At 45.9% G+C, this 17892-nt stretch carries 15 protein-coding genes; 4 read left to right on the forward strand and 11 right to left on the reverse strand.

Features of this window, described 5'->3' with window-relative positions:
* Positions 1 to 57: 57 nt before the first annotated feature.
* The 4 genes from DVG78_RS17210 to trpS form a co-directional block, all read right to left on the reverse strand.
* Complete coding sequence (locus tag DVG78_RS17210; protein ID WP_114462296.1) at positions 58 to 621, reverse strand: 50S ribosomal protein L25/general stress protein Ctc; 564 nt, start codon at positions 619 to 621, stop codon at positions 58 to 60.
* Between the two features lie 56 nt (positions 622 to 677).
* A complete protein-coding gene (locus tag DVG78_RS17215; RefSeq protein ID WP_114462363.1) occupies positions 678 to 1622 on the reverse strand; it encodes a ribose-phosphate pyrophosphokinase in 945 nt (314 codons plus the stop codon).
* A gap of 75 nt (positions 1623 to 1697) precedes the next feature.
* Positions 1698 to 2273, reverse strand: coding sequence for a phosphatase PAP2 family protein (locus DVG78_RS17220; protein WP_114462297.1), 576 nt, complete (start codon positions 2271 to 2273; stop codon positions 1698 to 1700).
* A 42-nt stretch (positions 2274 to 2315) separates the two neighbouring features.
* A complete protein-coding gene (trpS, locus tag DVG78_RS17225; protein WP_114462298.1) occupies positions 2316 to 3293 on the reverse strand; it encodes a tryptophan--tRNA ligase in 978 nt (325 codons plus the stop codon).
* A gap of 74 nt (positions 3294 to 3367) precedes the next feature.
* Here trpS and DVG78_RS17230 point away from each other — a divergent pair, with 74 nt between their 5' ends.
* The gene (locus tag DVG78_RS17230) at positions 3368 to 4048 is read left to right on the forward strand and encodes a DUF2461 domain-containing protein (protein WP_199563267.1); all 681 of its coding nucleotides are present in this window, start codon (positions 3368 to 3370) and stop codon (positions 4046 to 4048) included.
* Between the two features lie 63 nt (positions 4049 to 4111).
* On the opposite strand, the gene DVG78_RS17235 is transcribed toward DVG78_RS17230, so the two are convergent.
* The 6 genes from DVG78_RS17235 to DVG78_RS17260 all read right to left on the reverse strand — a co-directional run bounded on the left by DVG78_RS17235 (position 4112) and on the right by DVG78_RS17260 (position 10857).
* Positions 4112 to 4456: a DUF7678 domain-containing protein gene (locus tag DVG78_RS17235; protein ID WP_114462299.1), complete on the reverse strand. Its 345-nt coding sequence runs from the start codon at positions 4454 to 4456 to the stop codon at positions 4112 to 4114.
* Positions 4457 to 4716: 260 nt separating this feature from the next.
* Entirely contained in the window at positions 4717 to 6057 is a 1341-nt protein-coding gene (locus tag DVG78_RS17240) for a hypothetical protein (RefSeq protein ID WP_114462300.1), read from the reverse strand.
* 142 nt (positions 6058 to 6199) lie between these two features.
* Entirely contained in the window at positions 6200 to 7060 is an 861-nt protein-coding gene (locus tag DVG78_RS17245) for a LytR/AlgR family response regulator transcription factor (protein WP_114462301.1), read from the reverse strand.
* 90 nt (positions 7061 to 7150) lie between these two features.
* On the reverse strand, positions 7151 to 7903 hold the full coding sequence (locus DVG78_RS17250) for a succinate dehydrogenase/fumarate reductase iron-sulfur subunit (RefSeq protein WP_199563269.1): 753 nt from the start codon (positions 7901 to 7903) through the stop codon (positions 7151 to 7153).
* A 105-nt stretch (positions 7904 to 8008) separates the two neighbouring features.
* On the reverse strand, positions 8009 to 9997 hold the full coding sequence (locus DVG78_RS17255) for a fumarate reductase/succinate dehydrogenase flavoprotein subunit (protein WP_114462303.1): 1989 nt from the start codon (positions 9995 to 9997) through the stop codon (positions 8009 to 8011).
* Positions 9998 to 10071: 74 nt separating this feature from the next.
* Positions 10072 to 10857 (reverse strand): succinate dehydrogenase cytochrome b subunit, encoded by a 786-nt coding sequence (locus DVG78_RS17260; RefSeq protein ID WP_114462304.1) that lies wholly within the window; start codon positions 10855 to 10857, stop codon positions 10072 to 10074.
* Positions 10858 to 11170: 313 nt separating this feature from the next.
* Between DVG78_RS17260 and DVG78_RS17265 the strand changes: the two genes are divergently transcribed.
* Complete coding sequence (locus DVG78_RS17265; protein ID WP_114462305.1) at positions 11171 to 14038, forward strand: T9SS type B sorting domain-containing protein; 2868 nt, start codon at positions 11171 to 11173, stop codon at positions 14036 to 14038.
* 139 nt (positions 14039 to 14177) lie between these two features.
* A complete protein-coding gene (locus DVG78_RS17270; RefSeq protein WP_114462306.1) occupies positions 14178 to 14822 on the forward strand; it encodes a 3-keto-disaccharide hydrolase in 645 nt (214 codons plus the stop codon).
* Between the two features lie 90 nt (positions 14823 to 14912).
* Here DVG78_RS17270 and DVG78_RS17275 read toward each other — a convergent pair whose 3' ends face one another.
* On the reverse strand, positions 14913 to 15707 hold the full coding sequence (locus DVG78_RS17275) for a pesticin C-terminus-like muramidase (RefSeq protein WP_114462307.1): 795 nt from the start codon (positions 15705 to 15707) through the stop codon (positions 14913 to 14915).
* A 213-nt stretch (positions 15708 to 15920) separates the two neighbouring features.
* Between DVG78_RS17275 and DVG78_RS17280 the strand changes: the two genes are divergently transcribed.
* Positions 15921 to 17861, forward strand: a complete 1941-nt coding sequence (locus DVG78_RS17280) for a putative porin (RefSeq protein WP_147277104.1) — start codon at positions 15921 to 15923, stop codon at positions 17859 to 17861.
* The last annotated feature ends 31 nt before the right edge of the window (positions 17862 to 17892 follow it).

The following is a 17892-nucleotide window of genomic DNA, read 5'->3' on the forward strand; positions in this document are numbered from 1 at the left end:
AGAGAAGCCCCGCAATTTGCGGGGCTTCTTGTCTATTAGCCATTTTATGGGGAAAGCTTACTTCAACGTACCGCGCAATGCACGTGGGATTTCAACACCCGCGATTGGTAGCGAAGCATTGTTTACGATTTTAAATCCTTCTACTTTTAAGTGACCTACTTTTACTGATTTTCCTAAATCAAGATCACCTACGGGTACATCAACGAAATCAGGGATGTTTTTTGCCAACCCGATTACTTTGATTTTACGCAATTTCTGTACCAATTTACCCCCTTTGGTTACCCCAATGGCAGTTCCTGTAAAACGGACAGGTACTTCAATTTTGATTTCTTTTTCATCGTCAATGGCCAAAAAGTCGGCGTGAAGGATGATATCACTCACTGGGTGATACTGAACATCCTGCAAAATTCCGTAATGAATTTCACCTTCGATGTTTAACGTCACTTTGTAAACGTTAGGAGAGAAAAGAAGTTCACGGAAGAGGTACATAGGTGCAGCAAAGTGCACTTGTTCCGCTCCACCGTACAATACACATGGAACCATTGCTTCAAGGCGTAGTTCACGTGCTTCTTTCTTGCCGAGATTCGCTCTTTTAAACCCTACAATCTCTGTACTTTTCATAATTTTTGTATTTAAAATAGTTTGAAAATAGCTAATGAATCACTCATTAACCCCTGCTAAGCAGGATTTATAAACAATGAACTAATAGATTCGTGGTCACGGATACGGCCGATGGCTTTGGCAAATAATTCTGACACCGACAATACCTTAATTTTTTCATTTTCTTCGCGCAACGGAATGGTATCCGTCACAATCAGTTCTTCCAACATCGACGTACGAATACGTTCGTGGGCGGGGCCTGACATCACTGGGTGGGTACAAATGGCACGTACCGACTTCGCTCCTTTGCTCATTACGAGCTCAGCGGCTTTGCAAATGGTGCCTCCTGTATCAATCAAATCATCAATGAAGACCACGTTGGCGTCTTTTACGTCACCGATTACCTGCATCGAGGCTACTTCGTTGGCTCTTTTACGGTATTTGTCGCAAAGGATAATGTCGGCGTTGAAAAACTTTGCAAAGTTTCGGGCGCGGGCGGCACCACCCACGTCGGGAGAAGCCACCACCAGATTGTCTAGTTCTAGACTCTTGATGTAAGGCACAAACACGCTTGTACCTTCTAGGTGTACTACTGGAATGTCAAAAAATCCCTGAATGGCACCCGCGTGCAAATCAAGCGTCATGATTTGCTCGGCCCCAGCGGCGGTAAGCAAATTTGCAACCAATTTGGCGGCAATCGGTACCCTTGGTTTGTCTTTGCGGTCTTGACGAGCGTATCCGAAATAAGGAATAACTGCCGTGATTTGGTGAGCAGATGCCCGTTTGGCGGCGTCGATCATCAACAATAATTCCATGAAATTTTCGGAAGAATTAAAGGTCGATTGGATCAAGTAAACGTCACACCCCCGAATGGATTCTTCGAAGCTGGGAGACATTTCACCGTCACTGAATTTACGTAAACTATAGCCGCCTAAGTCTCTCCCGTAATGACGGGCAACTTTTTCTGCCAAGTAATTTGACTGCGAACCGGAGAATATTTTTATTGGATTAAATGAGGCCATGCCCTGAAAAAATTTGCGCAAAGGTACGGATTTTTCTTTTACGGAATTCATGTTTGGGATGTTTTTTGAGGAATCTTAGGCAGGTTTCTTTCGTAACCTGAGGATTCTTTCAACACTTTTGACGGCAATCCATGCCGCCGCCGCTCCAATGCAGGCCCCAACTACTACATCAAACGGGTAATGAACGCCCACATAAATACGGCTGTAAGAGACGGCCACTGCCCAAGGAAAGAAGAACCAGGTTGTCCAAGGGTACTTTTTTCCTACCAGTAAATACAGCGCCATTGCCAGCCCAAAGCTATTGGCGGCGTGGGAGGAGGCAAACCCATACCTGCCCCCGCAATCTTCAACCACTAAGTGAAGTTTGTCTTGTAAATACAAAACATGGCACGGCCGCAGACGCTCAAAAAAGGGCTTGAGCAAGCCCGAGGCCGTTTGGTCGGCAATAATAATGGTAAGAATCAGCGCGCCAATCATCCCCGCTGCCCGTTGGTTATACTTCCAAATCAGCCAGACAATCAGCAGGGCATAGAGGGGTATCCACGTGTTTCGTTGCGTTACCCAATACATAATCGTATCCGCCCAAGGGGTATGTAACCCATTGAGCGTTAAAAATATACGAGTGTCGATTTCCTGAATTTGATGGAGCATGTAGGTTCCCCTTCAGTTTGTGGGAAGCTGGATTAGTATGAGCTAAGATAAACCAATTTTCTGGCGAACATCAGCTATTTTTTTTGCCGCAACGGCGCGGGCTTTTTCTTCGCCTTCCTGCAATTTTTGCTCCAAAGCTTCGGGGTTTTCGTGGTAATAATAATTGAAAAGCTCACGTTCTTTCCCAAAACGGCTGTTTAGTGCTTCAAACAAAGCCTGTTTGGCGTGTCCGTAGCCGTAGCCGCCTTTGAGATAATTCTGACGCATTGTTTCGATGTCAGATTCGCTGGCAATGAGCGAAAAAAGCTTGAAAGTAATGTCGTTTTCCGGGTCTTTGGGAGCCTCCAGCGGCGTAGAATCTGAAATGATTTTCTTGGTTATTTTTTGTAATTCTTTTTCGGGCAAGAAAATATCGATGTAATTCCCGTACGATTTACTCATTTTTTGGCCGTCGATGCCGGGTATCACCATCATTCGCTCATCAATGCGGGCCTCGGGCACCACAAAAGTTTCGCCGTAGGTACGATTGAAGTTTTCGGCCATGTCGCGGGTCATTTCGAGGTGCTGCTTCTGGTCTTTTCCAACGGGCACAAAATGTGCGTCGTACAACAATATGTCGGCAGCCATCAACACAGGATAGACAAACAGACCCGCGTTGACATCCGCCAACCGGTCAGCTTTGTCTTTGAACGAGTGGGCATTGGCCAGCATGGGGTAAGGTGTAATGCACGATAAGTACCAAGTCAGTTCGGTATGGTAGGCGGCCACCCGCGATTGGCGATAAAAAACCACTTTTTTGGTGTCCAGTCCGCACGCCAACCACGCCGCTGCTACCGCCCGGATATTGTCCTTGAGGGTGTTGGCATCTTTGAGGGTGGTTAAGGAATGCAAATCGGCAATGAACAAAAATGACTCATTTCCGGTCTGTTCGGAAAGTTGAATGGCGGGCAAAATAGCGCCCAAAATATTGCCAAGGTGCGGTTTGCCGCTGCTTTGAATACCCGTTAAAATTCGTGACATTTTTTGTAGTTTACAGTACTTCTTCCTGCGAAGCGGTGCAAAATTGCTATTTTTAAGGCAAAATACGAAATCTTATGCTGACGCAGTCAACCTTACATTTTTTAATAGACTTAGCCGAAAACAACAACCGTGATTGGTTTGCCGAAAACCGCAAACGTTATGAAACCTCAAAAAAAGACCTTGAACAGTTGGTGGCCGCTGTGCTGAAAGGGGTAAGTGAGTTTGAATCATTGCCCAACACCGAAGTGAAGGACTGTATTTTTCGCATCAATCGGGACATCCGTTTTTCCAAAGATAAATCGCCTTATAAACAATGGTTTAGTGCGGCCATCGGGCCAGGTGGGCGTCATTCGGGCCGTACCGATTTTTACCTGCATATCCAGCCAGGGGAATCCTTTTTAGGAGCGGGAATGTGGGCCCCAACGCCTAAGCATTTGGCCAAATTTAGGCAAGAAATTGACTTTAATCCCCAAAGCCTGAAAAGCATCATTGAAGCCCCCGAATTTCGCGATTATTTCCCCGAAATTTGGGGAGAATCCCTTCAGCGCTCCCCGAAAGGATACCCCGACGACCACCCAGACATTGCGCTGTTGAAACGGAAGCAATTATTTTTTATGCATAAATATTCCGATGCGGAGGTTACCTCGCCGGGTTTCGCCACTGAGGTTGTTAAGGGCTGTCGCCTCATCAAGCCGTATTGTGAGTTTCTGAATTATTTGTTTTTTGATGAACAGGAAGAAACATTTGAATTGTAACCATTTGCTAAAAATGCCCATTTTCAAAAAAAGCCGCTCTAAAAGCGGCTTTTTTTGAAAATGCTAATTGTATAATTTTAAAATCCGCCTAACATGAGGCTCTAACTCTTTTGAAGGGGAGAGCTGCCATTCTCGGTCATAATTGGCAACACTGCCTTTGGCCATCCCTTTTTCGCCCTCCCAAATTCGGAGTTTCCAGATTCTTCCGTTGTTTATTCCCAGCTTAGAAGATTTGGGGAGGACATTTACCTCAAATCGGTATTTTGCAATCTTTCCACCATGCCAATTCATGGCCTCAACGAGGGCTTGCTCGGCTTTAAGTTGAAGAAAATAGTCATTGTCAATTTCGGAATGTGAGACATAATCCTGCTCATCTCGTGAGTTTGCGAAATAATGAATAGTATCCATAAAAAGCAATATTTAGATTGGGTAGGGTAAATTAATTCATAAATGTATGTCAAATATCCCTAAAAGTACAATATGACATTTAAAATGGGATGTATTTTTTTTATTTATCTTATTGATGCCGTAGTTAAAGATACTATTTCTGACTTTTAATTGACACTTTGGGGATTGAAATACAAAATGGGCGGTAATAGCTGCTCAGCAAAAAACAATTTTGATAGCGATTAATTCATTGTATTTCCGACCGTTTTGTTGAAGAGAATTTATCCTTTCAGGGCTTTGTTTCTACCCACAAACCACACGAACTGAATGAAATTGAACTCCAATTGGTCAAACATTACTTTCTTGCCTTCTGCTTTTAAATGTAGGTTGGGGGTATAGCGAAGATTGGTACGTAAAAGCCAGGTTTCGGCGTGGGTAATCCGAATATCCCAACCAAAAATGACGCCAAGGGCCAATTTTTTTGCTTTAAAAGTTTGAACATTGCCGCCGTCGGTATCGGTAAAGGCTAACGCTTCGTAGGCGAGCGTCGGACCTACATAGGGGACAAATCCGTGGTAGTCGCCCAAAAATTTGTACATTTCAAAGGTATATGAACTACGCTCGTAGTTTAGTTTAACATCGTACCCGTTTGAGCCATAACGAAGTTTACGGTAAGATACTCCCACGTTCATATCGGCTTTGTGAATATACCTACCAGCGGCGATGTCGGGCATCAGCGTTCCGGGGCTAGATTGTTTCAAAAATGGGTATTTTTCTTTGACGTATTCAGATTTGCTGAATTCAAACGAGCTTGAAGGGCCAATGCCGAAGTACCAGCAATTCAACCGATTTTTGGCGTTCAATTTACGCACCCCTGTTTTCATGTAGCGCTCGCCGCCTTTTGAAGCAAGCCCTCCGTTTGTATTAATCCAATAACTCAACCCAATGTTGAATGACCAAGGGGATAGTTTTAGGTTGCCGTATTCCGTACGGGAAATAGGGTATAGATAATCGGTGTTTTTCTGATAGTTAATACCCGCCTGAAACAGTACTTTGGGGCGCGCATAGACCAAGCCTGCCTGAAAGGGAAATTTGATTTTTGCCACCGAAGGAACTGTTTTGTATGTTTTATTCGGTTCATTGGAAATTTGGGCAAAACTTATGCCTTTGAGCGACATTCCAACAAAAGGACGTAATTTTCCTTCTTGTATTGGCATCGGAAATACCCGAAAGCCCGTTTCTACCCCTTCGGTATAGGAAATATTTTGAAGTTCTTTGGGAACTCGATTACCCAATTTTGCGACGGGAATTGCGATGTAAAAATCTGCATATCCCCAGAAGTGGGTACCGCCAAGTAAGATTCGGGGGGAGGTGGTTCCGCTAAAATTTACTGAATTTAAACCGCCTTGTGTGGCGTATTGGGTTGTGCCTCCCGTGGTGGAAAAAGCATCAATTCCAAAATATGATTTTGCAAAAGAGGTCCTTATTTTCAAGCGTTCAAGGGTTGTGTCTTTTTCGGCGGTTTGGGCAGGTAGTGGCAAATAAGAGAGGAGTAATGAAAAGAGAAAAAGCAATGGATAAGGGGTGTTGCTGATTGCTGCGCGATACAATTGGGCTTTCATACTGAATGAGTGTTTGTGTTTTGACTGACACAAACCTAGTGGCCTAAAAGTAACGTGACAAAAAAAAGGGATAATAGCCCCTGATTTGGGAAGAATGACCTTTTTTTGGGTTGATTGGCCGTTTTTGGGATGAATGACAAGGCTATTTTCTGAAATAGTTGGCAACCAAGTCGGTATACCGACGGGCAACGGGCAGGGGAGTATCCCAGTTGTGAAGCGCTAATTTATAGCCTTGGGCGTTGCCCGAAATTTTGTTAACCTGCCTCAAATTGACGATGAATGAGCGATGACAGCGTATCACATCTCCGTGAGAAATTTGTTCTTCAAGGCGGCTCAGGCTACTTCTTATCAATACTTTTTGGTGTTTTTGACCTTGCCAAAATACGACTTCCGAATAATTGTTGGCCGACTCAATAAACAGCAATTCATCGACTGCTACCGTCAGTGAATCTTTCTCATTTTCGGCAACGAGGGTAATGGTTGAACCCTGTACATTGGCCTTTTCATGAACTTCGTTTTCATTTTTTACCCTCAACGATTCCGTGGTATATTTTCGTAAAAGTCGGCTATGATTAAGCAGGGTAAGCACCGTGGTAGGAATTATGCCAATCGACATTGTAATGCCAAGCCATAATAAAAAGCCGCTCAGAGAGAACGTATTGTTGAACATCCATTGGCTGTAGAGCAGGTTTCCAGCGGCGATAACGGTTAAAATAAACAGGATTCCGACAATTTCTCTACCAATCGTCCAGTGGCTTTCTGCTGTCCAATTTCTGAATAAACGAGGAATGATTAAACTGATACCCGCTAGGCAAACAAACGTGACACCTCCGTAACCTGCTAGAATAGCCAGCTTATACGGGTCGTGCCATCCAGCAGAGCCGAAGGGTTGAAAAAGGATAAGAAAAACGGCAATAAATGTACCCGTGCCCGCAGAGGTCAGAAACCAGTTTCTTGTCAGAAGGGTATTGAGCGGGTAGGGTTGTGAAAGATAGGATAACATGGTTGAAAAATCCCATAAAAAAAGCGTCTGCCGATTTTGAATGGGCTAACCCAAACCGACAGACACTTTATTGAGGTTGTTTTATTGCAATTAAACGCGTTCCGAAGTCAGTTTCGCGCCTAAATATTCGCGGTTGAGGCGAGCAATGTGTTCGAGCGGAATCTCTTTAGGACATTCTGCGGCGCAAGCACCCGTGTTGGTACATGAGCCAAATCCTTCTTCATCCATCTGAGCTACCATGCGTTCAACGCGCAATTTGCGTTCTGGTTGACCTTGTGGTAAAAGAGACAGTTGAGAAACCTTCGCCGAAACGAACAGCATGGCCGAGGCGTTTTTGCAGGCAGCTACGCACGCTCCGCAACCGATACAAGCGGCGGCTTCAAATGCTTCGTCGGCGCGGTCTTTCGGAATTGGAATACTGTTGGCATCCTGGGCATTTCCAGTATTGACCGAGATATACCCGCCCGCCGATTGAATACGGTCAAAGGCCGAACGGTCAACCACTAAATCTTTAATGACAGGGAATGCTTTGGCGCGCCACGGCTCCACCACGATGGTATCGCCGTCGTTGAAGCTGCGCATGTGAAGTTGACAGGTGGTCACGGCACCTTTGGGGCCGTGCGGACGCCCGTTGATGTACATTGAGCACATCCCACAAATACCTTCGCGGCAGTCATGGTCAAATGCAACTGGCTCTTGTCCTTCGTTGATGAGTTGTTCGTTTAGTACGTCGAACATTTCCAAGAACGACATGTCGGGGGAGATACCCGCCAATTGATAGGTCGCGATTCGACCCGAATCTTTTTTATTTTTCTGACGCCACACTTTGAGGGTCAGATTCATATTTCCTGCTGACATCTTTTTTGGGGATAATTATTGTCAGCCTGAAAGCATCTAAAAATAGCGTTGATTGTACTTTTAGATCTTTCCAGGGTGACAAAGGGGTTATTATTTGTAACTCCGCTGCGCGATTTTGATGTTATCGTATATCAAATCCTCTTTATGAAGCTCCCATGCGCTTTCGCCTTTGTGCTCCCACGCCGATACAAACATGTAGTTTTCATCGTCACGAAGGGCTTCTCCTTCTTCGGTTTGATATTCTTCACGGAAGTGGCCGCCGCATGATTCGTTACGGTTGAGGGCATCGGTACACATCAATTCGCCCAGTTCGATGAAGTCAGCTACGCGGCCAGCTTTATCAAGCTCGGGGTTGAATTCGTCGGCATCACCCATTACTTTCACATCCGCCCAAAACTCTTTTTTCAACGCTTGAATTTCTTTGATGGCTTCTTTCAAACCTGCTTCATTACGGGCCATTCCGCATTTATCCCACATGATTTTGCCGAGGCGTTTGTGGAATACTTCAGGAGATGTTTTTCCTTTGATAGAAAGCAGTTTTGTGATACGCTCTTTGACTTTGTTTTCGGCTTCTACAAATTCCGCCTGATCAGTAGAAATGTGCGTAGTGCGGATTTCGTTGGCGAGATACGAACCAATGGTGTAAGGAATAACGAAATAACCATCGGCCAAGCCCTGCATCAATGCGCTGGCTCCGAGGCGGTTGGCGCCGTGGTCAGAGAAGTTGGCTTCTCCAAGGGCGTACAGACCGGGTACCGTTGTCATCAAGTTATAATCGACCCAAAGACCACCCATCGTGTAGTGTACTGCTGGATAAATACGCATCGGTACTTCATATGGATCTTCACCCGTAATCTGCTGGTACATGTCAAACAGGTTACCGTATTTTTCTTTTACTACGGCCTTGCCGAGTTCAGTGATTTTTTCGGGAGTGGCGTCATGAAGGTTAAGTTTGTTTACTTCTCCTTTGCCGTAACGCTCGATAGCCGCCGCATAATCGAGATAAACCGCCATTTTGGAAGTTCCTACACCATAACCTGCATCGCAACGCTCTTTGGCGGCACGGGAGGCAATGTCACGGGGCACGAGGTTTCCGAACGCAGGATAACGACGCTCAAGGTAATAATCACGCTCTTCCTCGGGAATTTGATTGGCAGGACGCGTGTCATTTTGTTTTTTAGGAACCCAAATCCGTCCGTCATTCCGCAACGACTCCGACATGAGCGTCAGTTTAGACTGATGGTCGCCAGAAACTGGAATACAGGTAGGGTGAATTTGTGTGAAGCAAGGGTTACCGAAAAACGCACCTTTTTTGTGCGCTTTCCAAGCCGCCGTAACGTTGGAACCCATTGCGTTGGTCGAAAGGTAAAAAACGTTTCCGTATCCACCACTGCAAAGGAGTACTGCATGAGCAGAATGACGTTCGATTTCGCCAGTAACCAAGTTACGGGCAATGATTCCACGGCATTTACCGTCAATCACCACCACGTCGAGCATTTCATGACGGGTGTACATTTTGACAGCCCCCAAACCCACCTGACGCTGAAGGCCCGAATAAGCGCCCAACAACAACTGCTGTCCAGTTTGTCCAGCCGCGTAGAATGTACGTTGCACCTGCGTTCCTCCAAAAGAACGGTTTGAAAGCAAACCGCCGTATTCACGGGCGAAAGGCACGCCCTGCGCTACGCATTGGTCAATGATTCCCGCCGACACATCTGCCAAACGGTACACATTGCTCTCGCGGGCGCGGTAGTCACCTCCTTTAATCGTATCATAAAATAAACGGTAGGTTGAGTCACCGTCGTTTTGGTAGTTTTTAGCGGCATTGATTCCCCCTTGCGCCGCAATAGAGTGCGCACGACGGGCTGAATCCTGAAAACAAAAAGCTTTTACTGAATACCCCAGCTCGGCCAGAGTAGCAGCTGCCGAAGCACCTGCAAGACCCGTTCCTACTACGATAATTTCCAGTTTTCGCTTGTTAGCTGGGTTGACGAGCGGAACGGTGGAACGGTATTTTGTCCACTTGGTTTCCAACGGCCCGTCGGGAATTTTGGCGTTCAATTTGGGTGAGGTTGCCATATAAAAGTGAATTGTGAATTGTTAATCGTTAGCGAGGCATTGGGCTGAATACACCATAACCCAAACCCCTTCATTTACATACTTTTAAAGAAAAAATACAAAGGCATCAAAGCAAAACCAATCGGGATAATGATTCCGAACACTCCCACCCCTAAAAAGGTAAGTAGTGAATTGTACTTGATGTGGTTGATACCCAAGGTTTGGAATGCACTTTTGAAGCCGTGTACCAAGTGGAACGATACCGCAAACATGGAAAGAACGTAGAATAAAACCACGATGGGGTTTTTGAAGCCTTCCAACACGCTGCGGTACAAATCTTTAACGATGACAACGCGGGTGTTGCTTTCTTCACGGACAAATTCTTCCAGTTTGTTCTTGATTTCCCCTTCGTAAGGCGTTGCGGTTACTTCGCCCGTTACTAGGTTTTGTTCGTATTGGGTGTAGGGAACATATCCAAACTTATATTCAAACCAGAAGTTGGACATGTGTACCACGATAAATACCAACAAAACGGTCCCTAAAACGGCCATGTTACGCGAAAACAACGAGCTGTTGGCTTTTCCGTCGTAGGCTACATAGCGTTGCGCTCCCCGAGCCAGACGGTTTTGGTACGCAAGATACAAGCCTTCGAAGGCGTGCAATAAAATCAGTGCGTATAAACCGTACGAGATGGTTTTGACGAGCGGATTGGTGGTCATAAAAACGGCGTAGACGTTAAAAGCCAAGCCATCGTCCTGTTTAAATAATTGCAGGTTCCCACTCATGTGGACAATTAAAAAAGAGCACAAAAACAAGCCAGTCAACGCCATGACTAATTTTTTGCCAATGGAGCTTGTCAGTGTTTGGGTAAGCCAAGACATATCAAAAAATGTTAAATTAAAACGATAAATTATACTGTTTTCAGCGGTCAAAAGTAGGTCTCAATCAATTTAGAAACAATCTAAAGTACAACTTTTTTTGCTAAAGAACGAGTGATATTTAAAGCTTGTTTTTTTAACCTTGTGTGTAGATTTTTTGTTTGATAAAAAACCGAAAAACGAATCAGAAAAATGCCCCTACTTTTAAAAACAAATAATTTTTACACCATTTGAGCAAATATTTCGTTTTTTAATTGATAATATGCGACGACCTAACTTCAAGGTATTTTTGACCCCATTTTATATTTTACTACCGATGAGGCATTTGACTCTACGTTCTCTATTTTTTCTGTTGTGCGTCTTCAGCACATACTATTCTTACGCAACCCACGTTCGCGCAGGTGAAATCACGGCCAAAAGATTAACCGACAAAGATTTAACCTACGAAATTTTGCTTACCACCTACCACGACGAAATTGGGGGGCGTATGGCCAGTGACGGGCAAAACGATGTAACCTTTTGTATCCGCCCGTTTGTCGGGGGAGCAGGTTCAACTTTATTGGCGATGCGAACGGGCAGACAGGCCATTACCAACTCTACTTCAGCCAATACCTTCAAGGCTAATTTTACTTTTTCTTCGCCCGGTGTATATGTTATTTCGGTGGGGATAGAAAACCGTAATGACGGGGTGGTCAATTTGACTAATTCTGTCAATGTCCCTTTTTACGTAGAAACGATTTTGGTGATTAATGCGTCGTTGGGTTTGAACAAAACGCCAGTGATGCTCAATCCACCCTTGGATTCGGCGCGCATCGGACAGAAATTTTGCCACAATCCAGCCGCATTTGATGCCGATGGCGACAGCTTGGCTTATCGACTTTCGACCCCCAAACGCGGCGAACCCGGGACTTGCATTAACAGGGTGGCTGATGGCTACCGTGATCCTGCCTTAGGATTGATTCCTGACGCTCAAAATGAATTAAAAAATGGCCCTGCTACTTTTACTATCAATCCCATCACCGGCGATTTATGTTGGGATGCACCCGCCTTTGCGGGTATTTATAACGTAGCCTTTATCATTGAAGAATGGCGTGATGGGGTTAAAATCGGGGAAGTAGTACGGGATATGCAGATTGTGGTGGGCGACAGTCCCAACCGAAGGCCGCTGCTCGACCCCATTGCCAACACTTGCGTTGAAGCAGGACAAACCGTGACTCAAACTGTACGGGCAACCGACCCCGATAATAACCGAATGGTGCTTTCTGCCTATGGCGGGGTGTTTAACGTAGGGCCCGATGGAAAACCCATTCCCGCTTCTGAGCAATCATTTGTTGCCCCAGCGTTCGCTACGTTTACGCCATCACCCACCACGCCCCTAAGTTCGCCAGCGGTGGGTACTTTCCGTTGGCTGACCAACTGTAACCATGTGAGGGAAGCTCCTTACGATGTTGTGTTTAAAGTAGAAGATTTACCCGGTAGGATGAGCCTGCAATTGGCCTCGTTGGAGTCGTTTTCGATTCGGGTGGTGGCCCCCAAACCCACTGGGCTTGCGGCGCGGGTTTCGACAGGGGCGGTTCCGGGCTTTACGTTGACTTGGACGTCATATCTGTGTCAATTGCCCGGCGCACAAATTGCCATTTATCGCAAAGAAGGTTGTACGGGCGGTACATTTAGTGCCTGTACCAATCCCGGCGACCCGTTGGCGTTGGGTTATACCGAAATCGGTCGTGTACCAGCAGCTACTACAACTTTTACGGACGACAACAACGGAATGGGGCTTCGTCGGGGAGGAGTTCAGTACAGTTATCGGATTCGGGTCGTTTATGCCTTGCCGCAGGGAGGAAACAGCCCGCTTTCGGACGAAACTTGTTTGGATTTGCCCGCTCAAATTCCAGTGTTGACCAATGTAACCGTGGACACGACCAGCGACACGCGCGGCGTAATTACCGTAAAGTGGACGCGGCCACCGTTTGCTCCGGGTGATGTGCCTGGGCCGTACCAATACCGACTTTCTCGGGCAACGGGATTGAATGGAACGAATTATACCGTTATCGCAACCATCAACACGACCCTCCAACCCAATGCCGATACGATTTATGTAGATCGGGGTTTGAATACTTCCCTCAACGGCTACCGCTATCGGTTGGAGTTTTTTCATACGCTCAATGGTACTTTGACGAGCTTAGGAACGACGGAGCCTGCCAGCAGCGTGCGGTTGGATGTGTCGCCGGCGTCGCAGGGATTACGCCTCAACTGGCAGGCGATTGTGCCTTGGCGGAACGAAAACCAGCGGCACCGCGTGTACCGTGAAAACCGTGAGCGCCCGGGTACGTTTAACCTGATTGCCGAAGTGTCGGTGCAAGGGCCGAATACCTTTACCTACATAGACGATGGAACCGACCGCTTTTTGGCCGATGGTGATGTCTCCAAGAAGTTATCGACTGATTCCACATACTGTTATCGGGTCGAAACCGTCGGTACATACGACAGCCCACGAATTCGGGTCGGACAATTGTTCAATTTCTCACAAATTGCCTGTGGTGTTCCATCTGATAGCACCAAACCTTGCCCTCCCGAGTTAAAATTGGATGTATTGGATTGTGCAACGGTTTCGGGCGGGGCTTGTCCCGAAACGGTCAGTAACACCCTCAACTGGACTTCTCCTGCTACCAATTCGGCTAATCAGCCCTGCGCCGCCGTGGCAAGCTATAATGTATATTTTGCGCGTTATCCCGAAGATGACTTCAAGCGTGTTGGGCAAACCACCGTGCCTGTAACCACCTTCAAACACAATGGATTGGATTCGTACGCGGGCTGTTATTACGTGACGGCTATCTCCCGTTTTGGGTCAGAAAGTACCCGCAGCAACGTAGTTTGTAATAATAACTGTGAGGATTTTAGGGTTCCCAACGTATTTACGCCCAACGGCGACGGCAAAAATGATTTATTCATCCCGCTTACCTGCTCCATTTTTGTGGAATCTATCACGTTTGTGGTCTACAATCGTTGGGGAGTAAAAGTGTTTGAAACCAATACCCCCGCCCTCAATTGGGATGGCAAAACAACCGACGGACAGGAACTGCCCACGGGAACATATTTCTATCAGGCCAAAGTGAGTTTCAAGACGCTGGCCCGTGAAAGTGAGCCTGTTACAACCAAAGGATGGATTCAGCTTATTCGGTAGTTACAACCGATACGATAAAATGAGAGAGGGGCTTCGGCCCCTTTTTTTATGGATTTTGGCAGAAAAACGGCTTCAATCAAAAGTAGTAATTAGGCGGGTGTATCCTTATGTTATTTTAAACCTTAATCATTGAAGAATTATGAAAAAAGTTTTGTATTTCGGTACACTGATGCTCTTAATGGCCGTAAGTGTAAGTTTTGCTCAGAAGAAGAAGAAAGACGGTTGGATTACTATTTTTGACGGAAAATCAATGGACGGTTGGAAAGTAGGGGAGAATGCTTCTACGTTTAGTCTTGAAAATGGCACCCTCAAGGTGGCAGGCCCTCGGGCGCATATTTTTTATGATGGCAAAGTGGGAGAGCATAACTTTAAGAATTTTGAATTTAAAGCCCAGGTAATGACTACGCAGGGCTCTAACTCTGGAATCTATTTTCATACCCAATACCAAGAAGGCGGTTGGCCTTCAAAAGGCTACGAAGTGCAGGTAAATAACTCACATACCGACTGGCGCAGAACGGGAAGCCTCTACGGAGTTCAGGATGTAAAAGATGTTTTTGTGGATGATAACGTGTGGTATACCGAGCACATCATTGTGCAGGGTAAGCACATTACCATCAAAATCAACGACAAAACCGTAGTGGATTACGTAGAACCCGAGGAGGTAGTAACGAAGGTGAAAGATGGTGGTCGTAAAGTCAGCAGCGGAACTTTTGCGTTGCAAGGCCATGACCCCAAAAGTATAGTTTATTATAAGGATATCATGGTTAAGCCCTTGGGCGAATAGTGGGCCTACGATTTTTTTGAAGAAGAACCAAAGCCGCATCCCTTTGTCAGGAGTGCGGCTTTTTTGGGCATTTATGAATCATTTATAGAATTAAACATCCCAATCCTGCTCATTGAGAGAGTTTTCCAAATGCGCATCGGGTAGCGCGTGAGGAATGGAAGGGTGCTCTTCGATAATGGGCGTTTCGGCGTAAAGGTCGTTGCTCCAGATGGTTTCTGCGACTTCAATAGACTCATTTTCGGGCAATTCGATGGCATCAATCACTTCGGCAATTTCCGAGTCAGCTTCAATGGGTGGGGCGTTGGGGTCGAGAAAAGTCGCATAGAACGTATCGTTACGGTAAGACAAGGGCTCTCCACCCGAAAAACGCTCAAACGATTGGGCGACAGTATCCCAATCTTCCCGCAATACCGCCTCAGTTAGCGTAGGAAACTTGCTTAGGCCCGGGTTGTAGGCAAAGTCAAACAGGATATGTTTTTGCTTTTCTGATAAATCTTCCCACGAAATCATGTCATGCGTTACGGTGTCACTTTCATCGGCAAACTGGGCCAGTTGTGACCGCAGTCGGCGTTCGTATTCATCAACGAGCACATGGTCAAACAGCGCCTGTTGTTGCTCTTCGGTAATGTAGAGTTCGTGGCGGTGTTGGTTGACCCAAGCCTGTGCATCGTCGCCCGTTTTGGAGGCCGCATCCATAAACGCCTGCGCGGTTTGCGGATGAATGCCCGCTTTGGTTAAGTCTTCGTAAATCTCTATGGGTGTACGGCTCCCCATGTCATAGCCGGGACCAATCGTTACTCCCGATAACCCACCCGGAAAATGGGGCACCAGGCTTTGGCCCTGATGACCTATTTCTTGCTGATATGTAAAGGAATATCTGGACATTTGACTCTTCAGTAATGGTTACAACAAAATTAACATGCTTTGATTGACAAACCCTAACCGAATACTCAAAAGGTTAAATATCGTTAATTCTTGTCAAACTGTTTGAAGTAATTATCTGAAAGTCAACGTTAAATGAAATAGTGGGCGTGAAATAAAGGGCAATTGACAGTCAACGATGAACGTTAGAGTAAAAACTTATACTAACTTTGTGGCGTGAAAAAGTGGTTATACATTGTTTTTTGCGGGTTTTTCTCCGTAGCGGGTTACGGCCAAATCAGGATGCCGACGGGTGGCTCTTTAGGCTCAGGTCAGCAGGGCGGCTTGGGACAGGGTGGACAGGTCAAAATTGATGATTCTACCAAGGTGATTTATGGCCCCCGTACCGCGCGTTATTTTTTGGAAGAGGATATTTTTAATAACCACAAAACCCTCTACCAAATTGATACATCTTACGATGATTTTCATCGCTATAACTTTGTGCAACGCGCTGATTTTCAGTTGGTAGATTTGGGTAATTTTGGAACGGCTTCGCGGAATGTATTCTTTCGCCCCATCGAGCAACTAGGTACTCAATTTGGCTATGATGCCTATTCTCCCTATGCCTACCAAATCAACGACGTAAAATACTACGACACCAAATCTCCGTATACCAATCTCTACCTGACGTTGGGCGGCGGCGGACAGAATATCCTTCGTTTCGACCACAGCCAAAACCTCTCTCCCCGTTTAAATTTGGGGATAAACGTTCAGCGTTTTACCACCAATAAACAATTTGGAACCAGCGGACAGAGTGATTCCCAAACGAATTTGGCCCAGAATTGGGGGTTTGTTTTTCACGGAAATTACCGATCAAAGGATGAAAAATACACTTTTTTGGGTCAATTCAACCACCTGAATCATCACGTGTACGAACAAGGAGGAATGTCGCCCGACAGCCTTAACTTCAAAACCGACCGGGGCATTGAATACGATAACCCTTCGGCTACGTTTCGGACGGCGCAATCATGGGAGCGGCGCAACAATTGGCACATCTACCAGCAGTATGTCTTGGCGCAGGGTTTTCAGGTTTATCATGTGTTTGATTACAAACGCAGTATTGATGTTTTCTCCGATACTGACCTGACCAATGCTCGTTTGTACGGGTTTTACAATAATTATTACTACGATTCTACACAAACCCGGCAGGAAGTAAAGTTTCGGTTGTTTGAAAACAAATTTGGTATCAAAGGGCGTTTTCAGGGGTTTAATTACCGCGCCCATTACCGTCAGCGCATTGCCAATATGAATGGCGCTTATACCAAAAGCGACAGCACTACGGGGACGTATCGACTCAGCCGATTTGAGAATTTTGTTGGCTTATGGCTTGCTTATTACCTCAAAGACAGCACCCAACGCGCCACCGCCGAATTTGAATATCTGTTGGGGCGCGATTTTAAAATCAAAGGAGAAGTGGTTAGCAAATGGTTTAAGGTAGGTTATCTTTCGACGTTTACGTCGCCTACTTTTGTTCAACAATTGTACGATGCGAATCACCTTCGTTGGACTAACTCCAACCGATTGGTCAATTCAAACAACATCTACGGCCAAATAAACGTCAACACAAAGCAACTCCGATTGAGTCCTCGGCTGGATTATCATTTAATCAACAACTATTTTTATTATGATACCGCAGCCGTGGCGCGTCAATACACCAGTGCGTTTAGTGTGTTGCGAATAGGAGGCGAGGCAGAATGGCGTCCGGGCAAATTTCAATTTTTGACCCAGACCTATTATACATTGGTGTCAAACAATGACATTCTGCGTATTCCGCGCTTTTTTGCCAATTTCCGGGCCACTTTTGATTTTGTATATGCCAAAGTTCTCTTTCTACAAGTAGGGGGCGAAATTCACTACAAGTCGGCCTATTATGCCGATGCCTACATGCCCCTGACCCAGCAGTTTTACCTACAAAACCGCCTCAAAACGGAAGGTGTGGTATATACTGAAGTTTTCCTCAATGCCCGCATCAACCGGGTCAGATTGTTCGTAAAAATGGCCAATGCCGCGCAAGGAAATTACCAAGGCGCATTGATACGTGGGTATTTCTCTACCCCCTTTTACCCCGTTGTGGGGCGGTCGCTTGGTTTTGGGGTCAATTGGCCTCTCTTTGACTGATTTCGTTCGTCTATGTTTTCCCCCTATTTAG

This window comes from Runella aurantiaca, from assembly GCF_003339505.1.
GTDB lineage: Bacteria > Bacteroidota > Bacteroidia > Cytophagales > Spirosomataceae > Runella > Runella aurantiaca.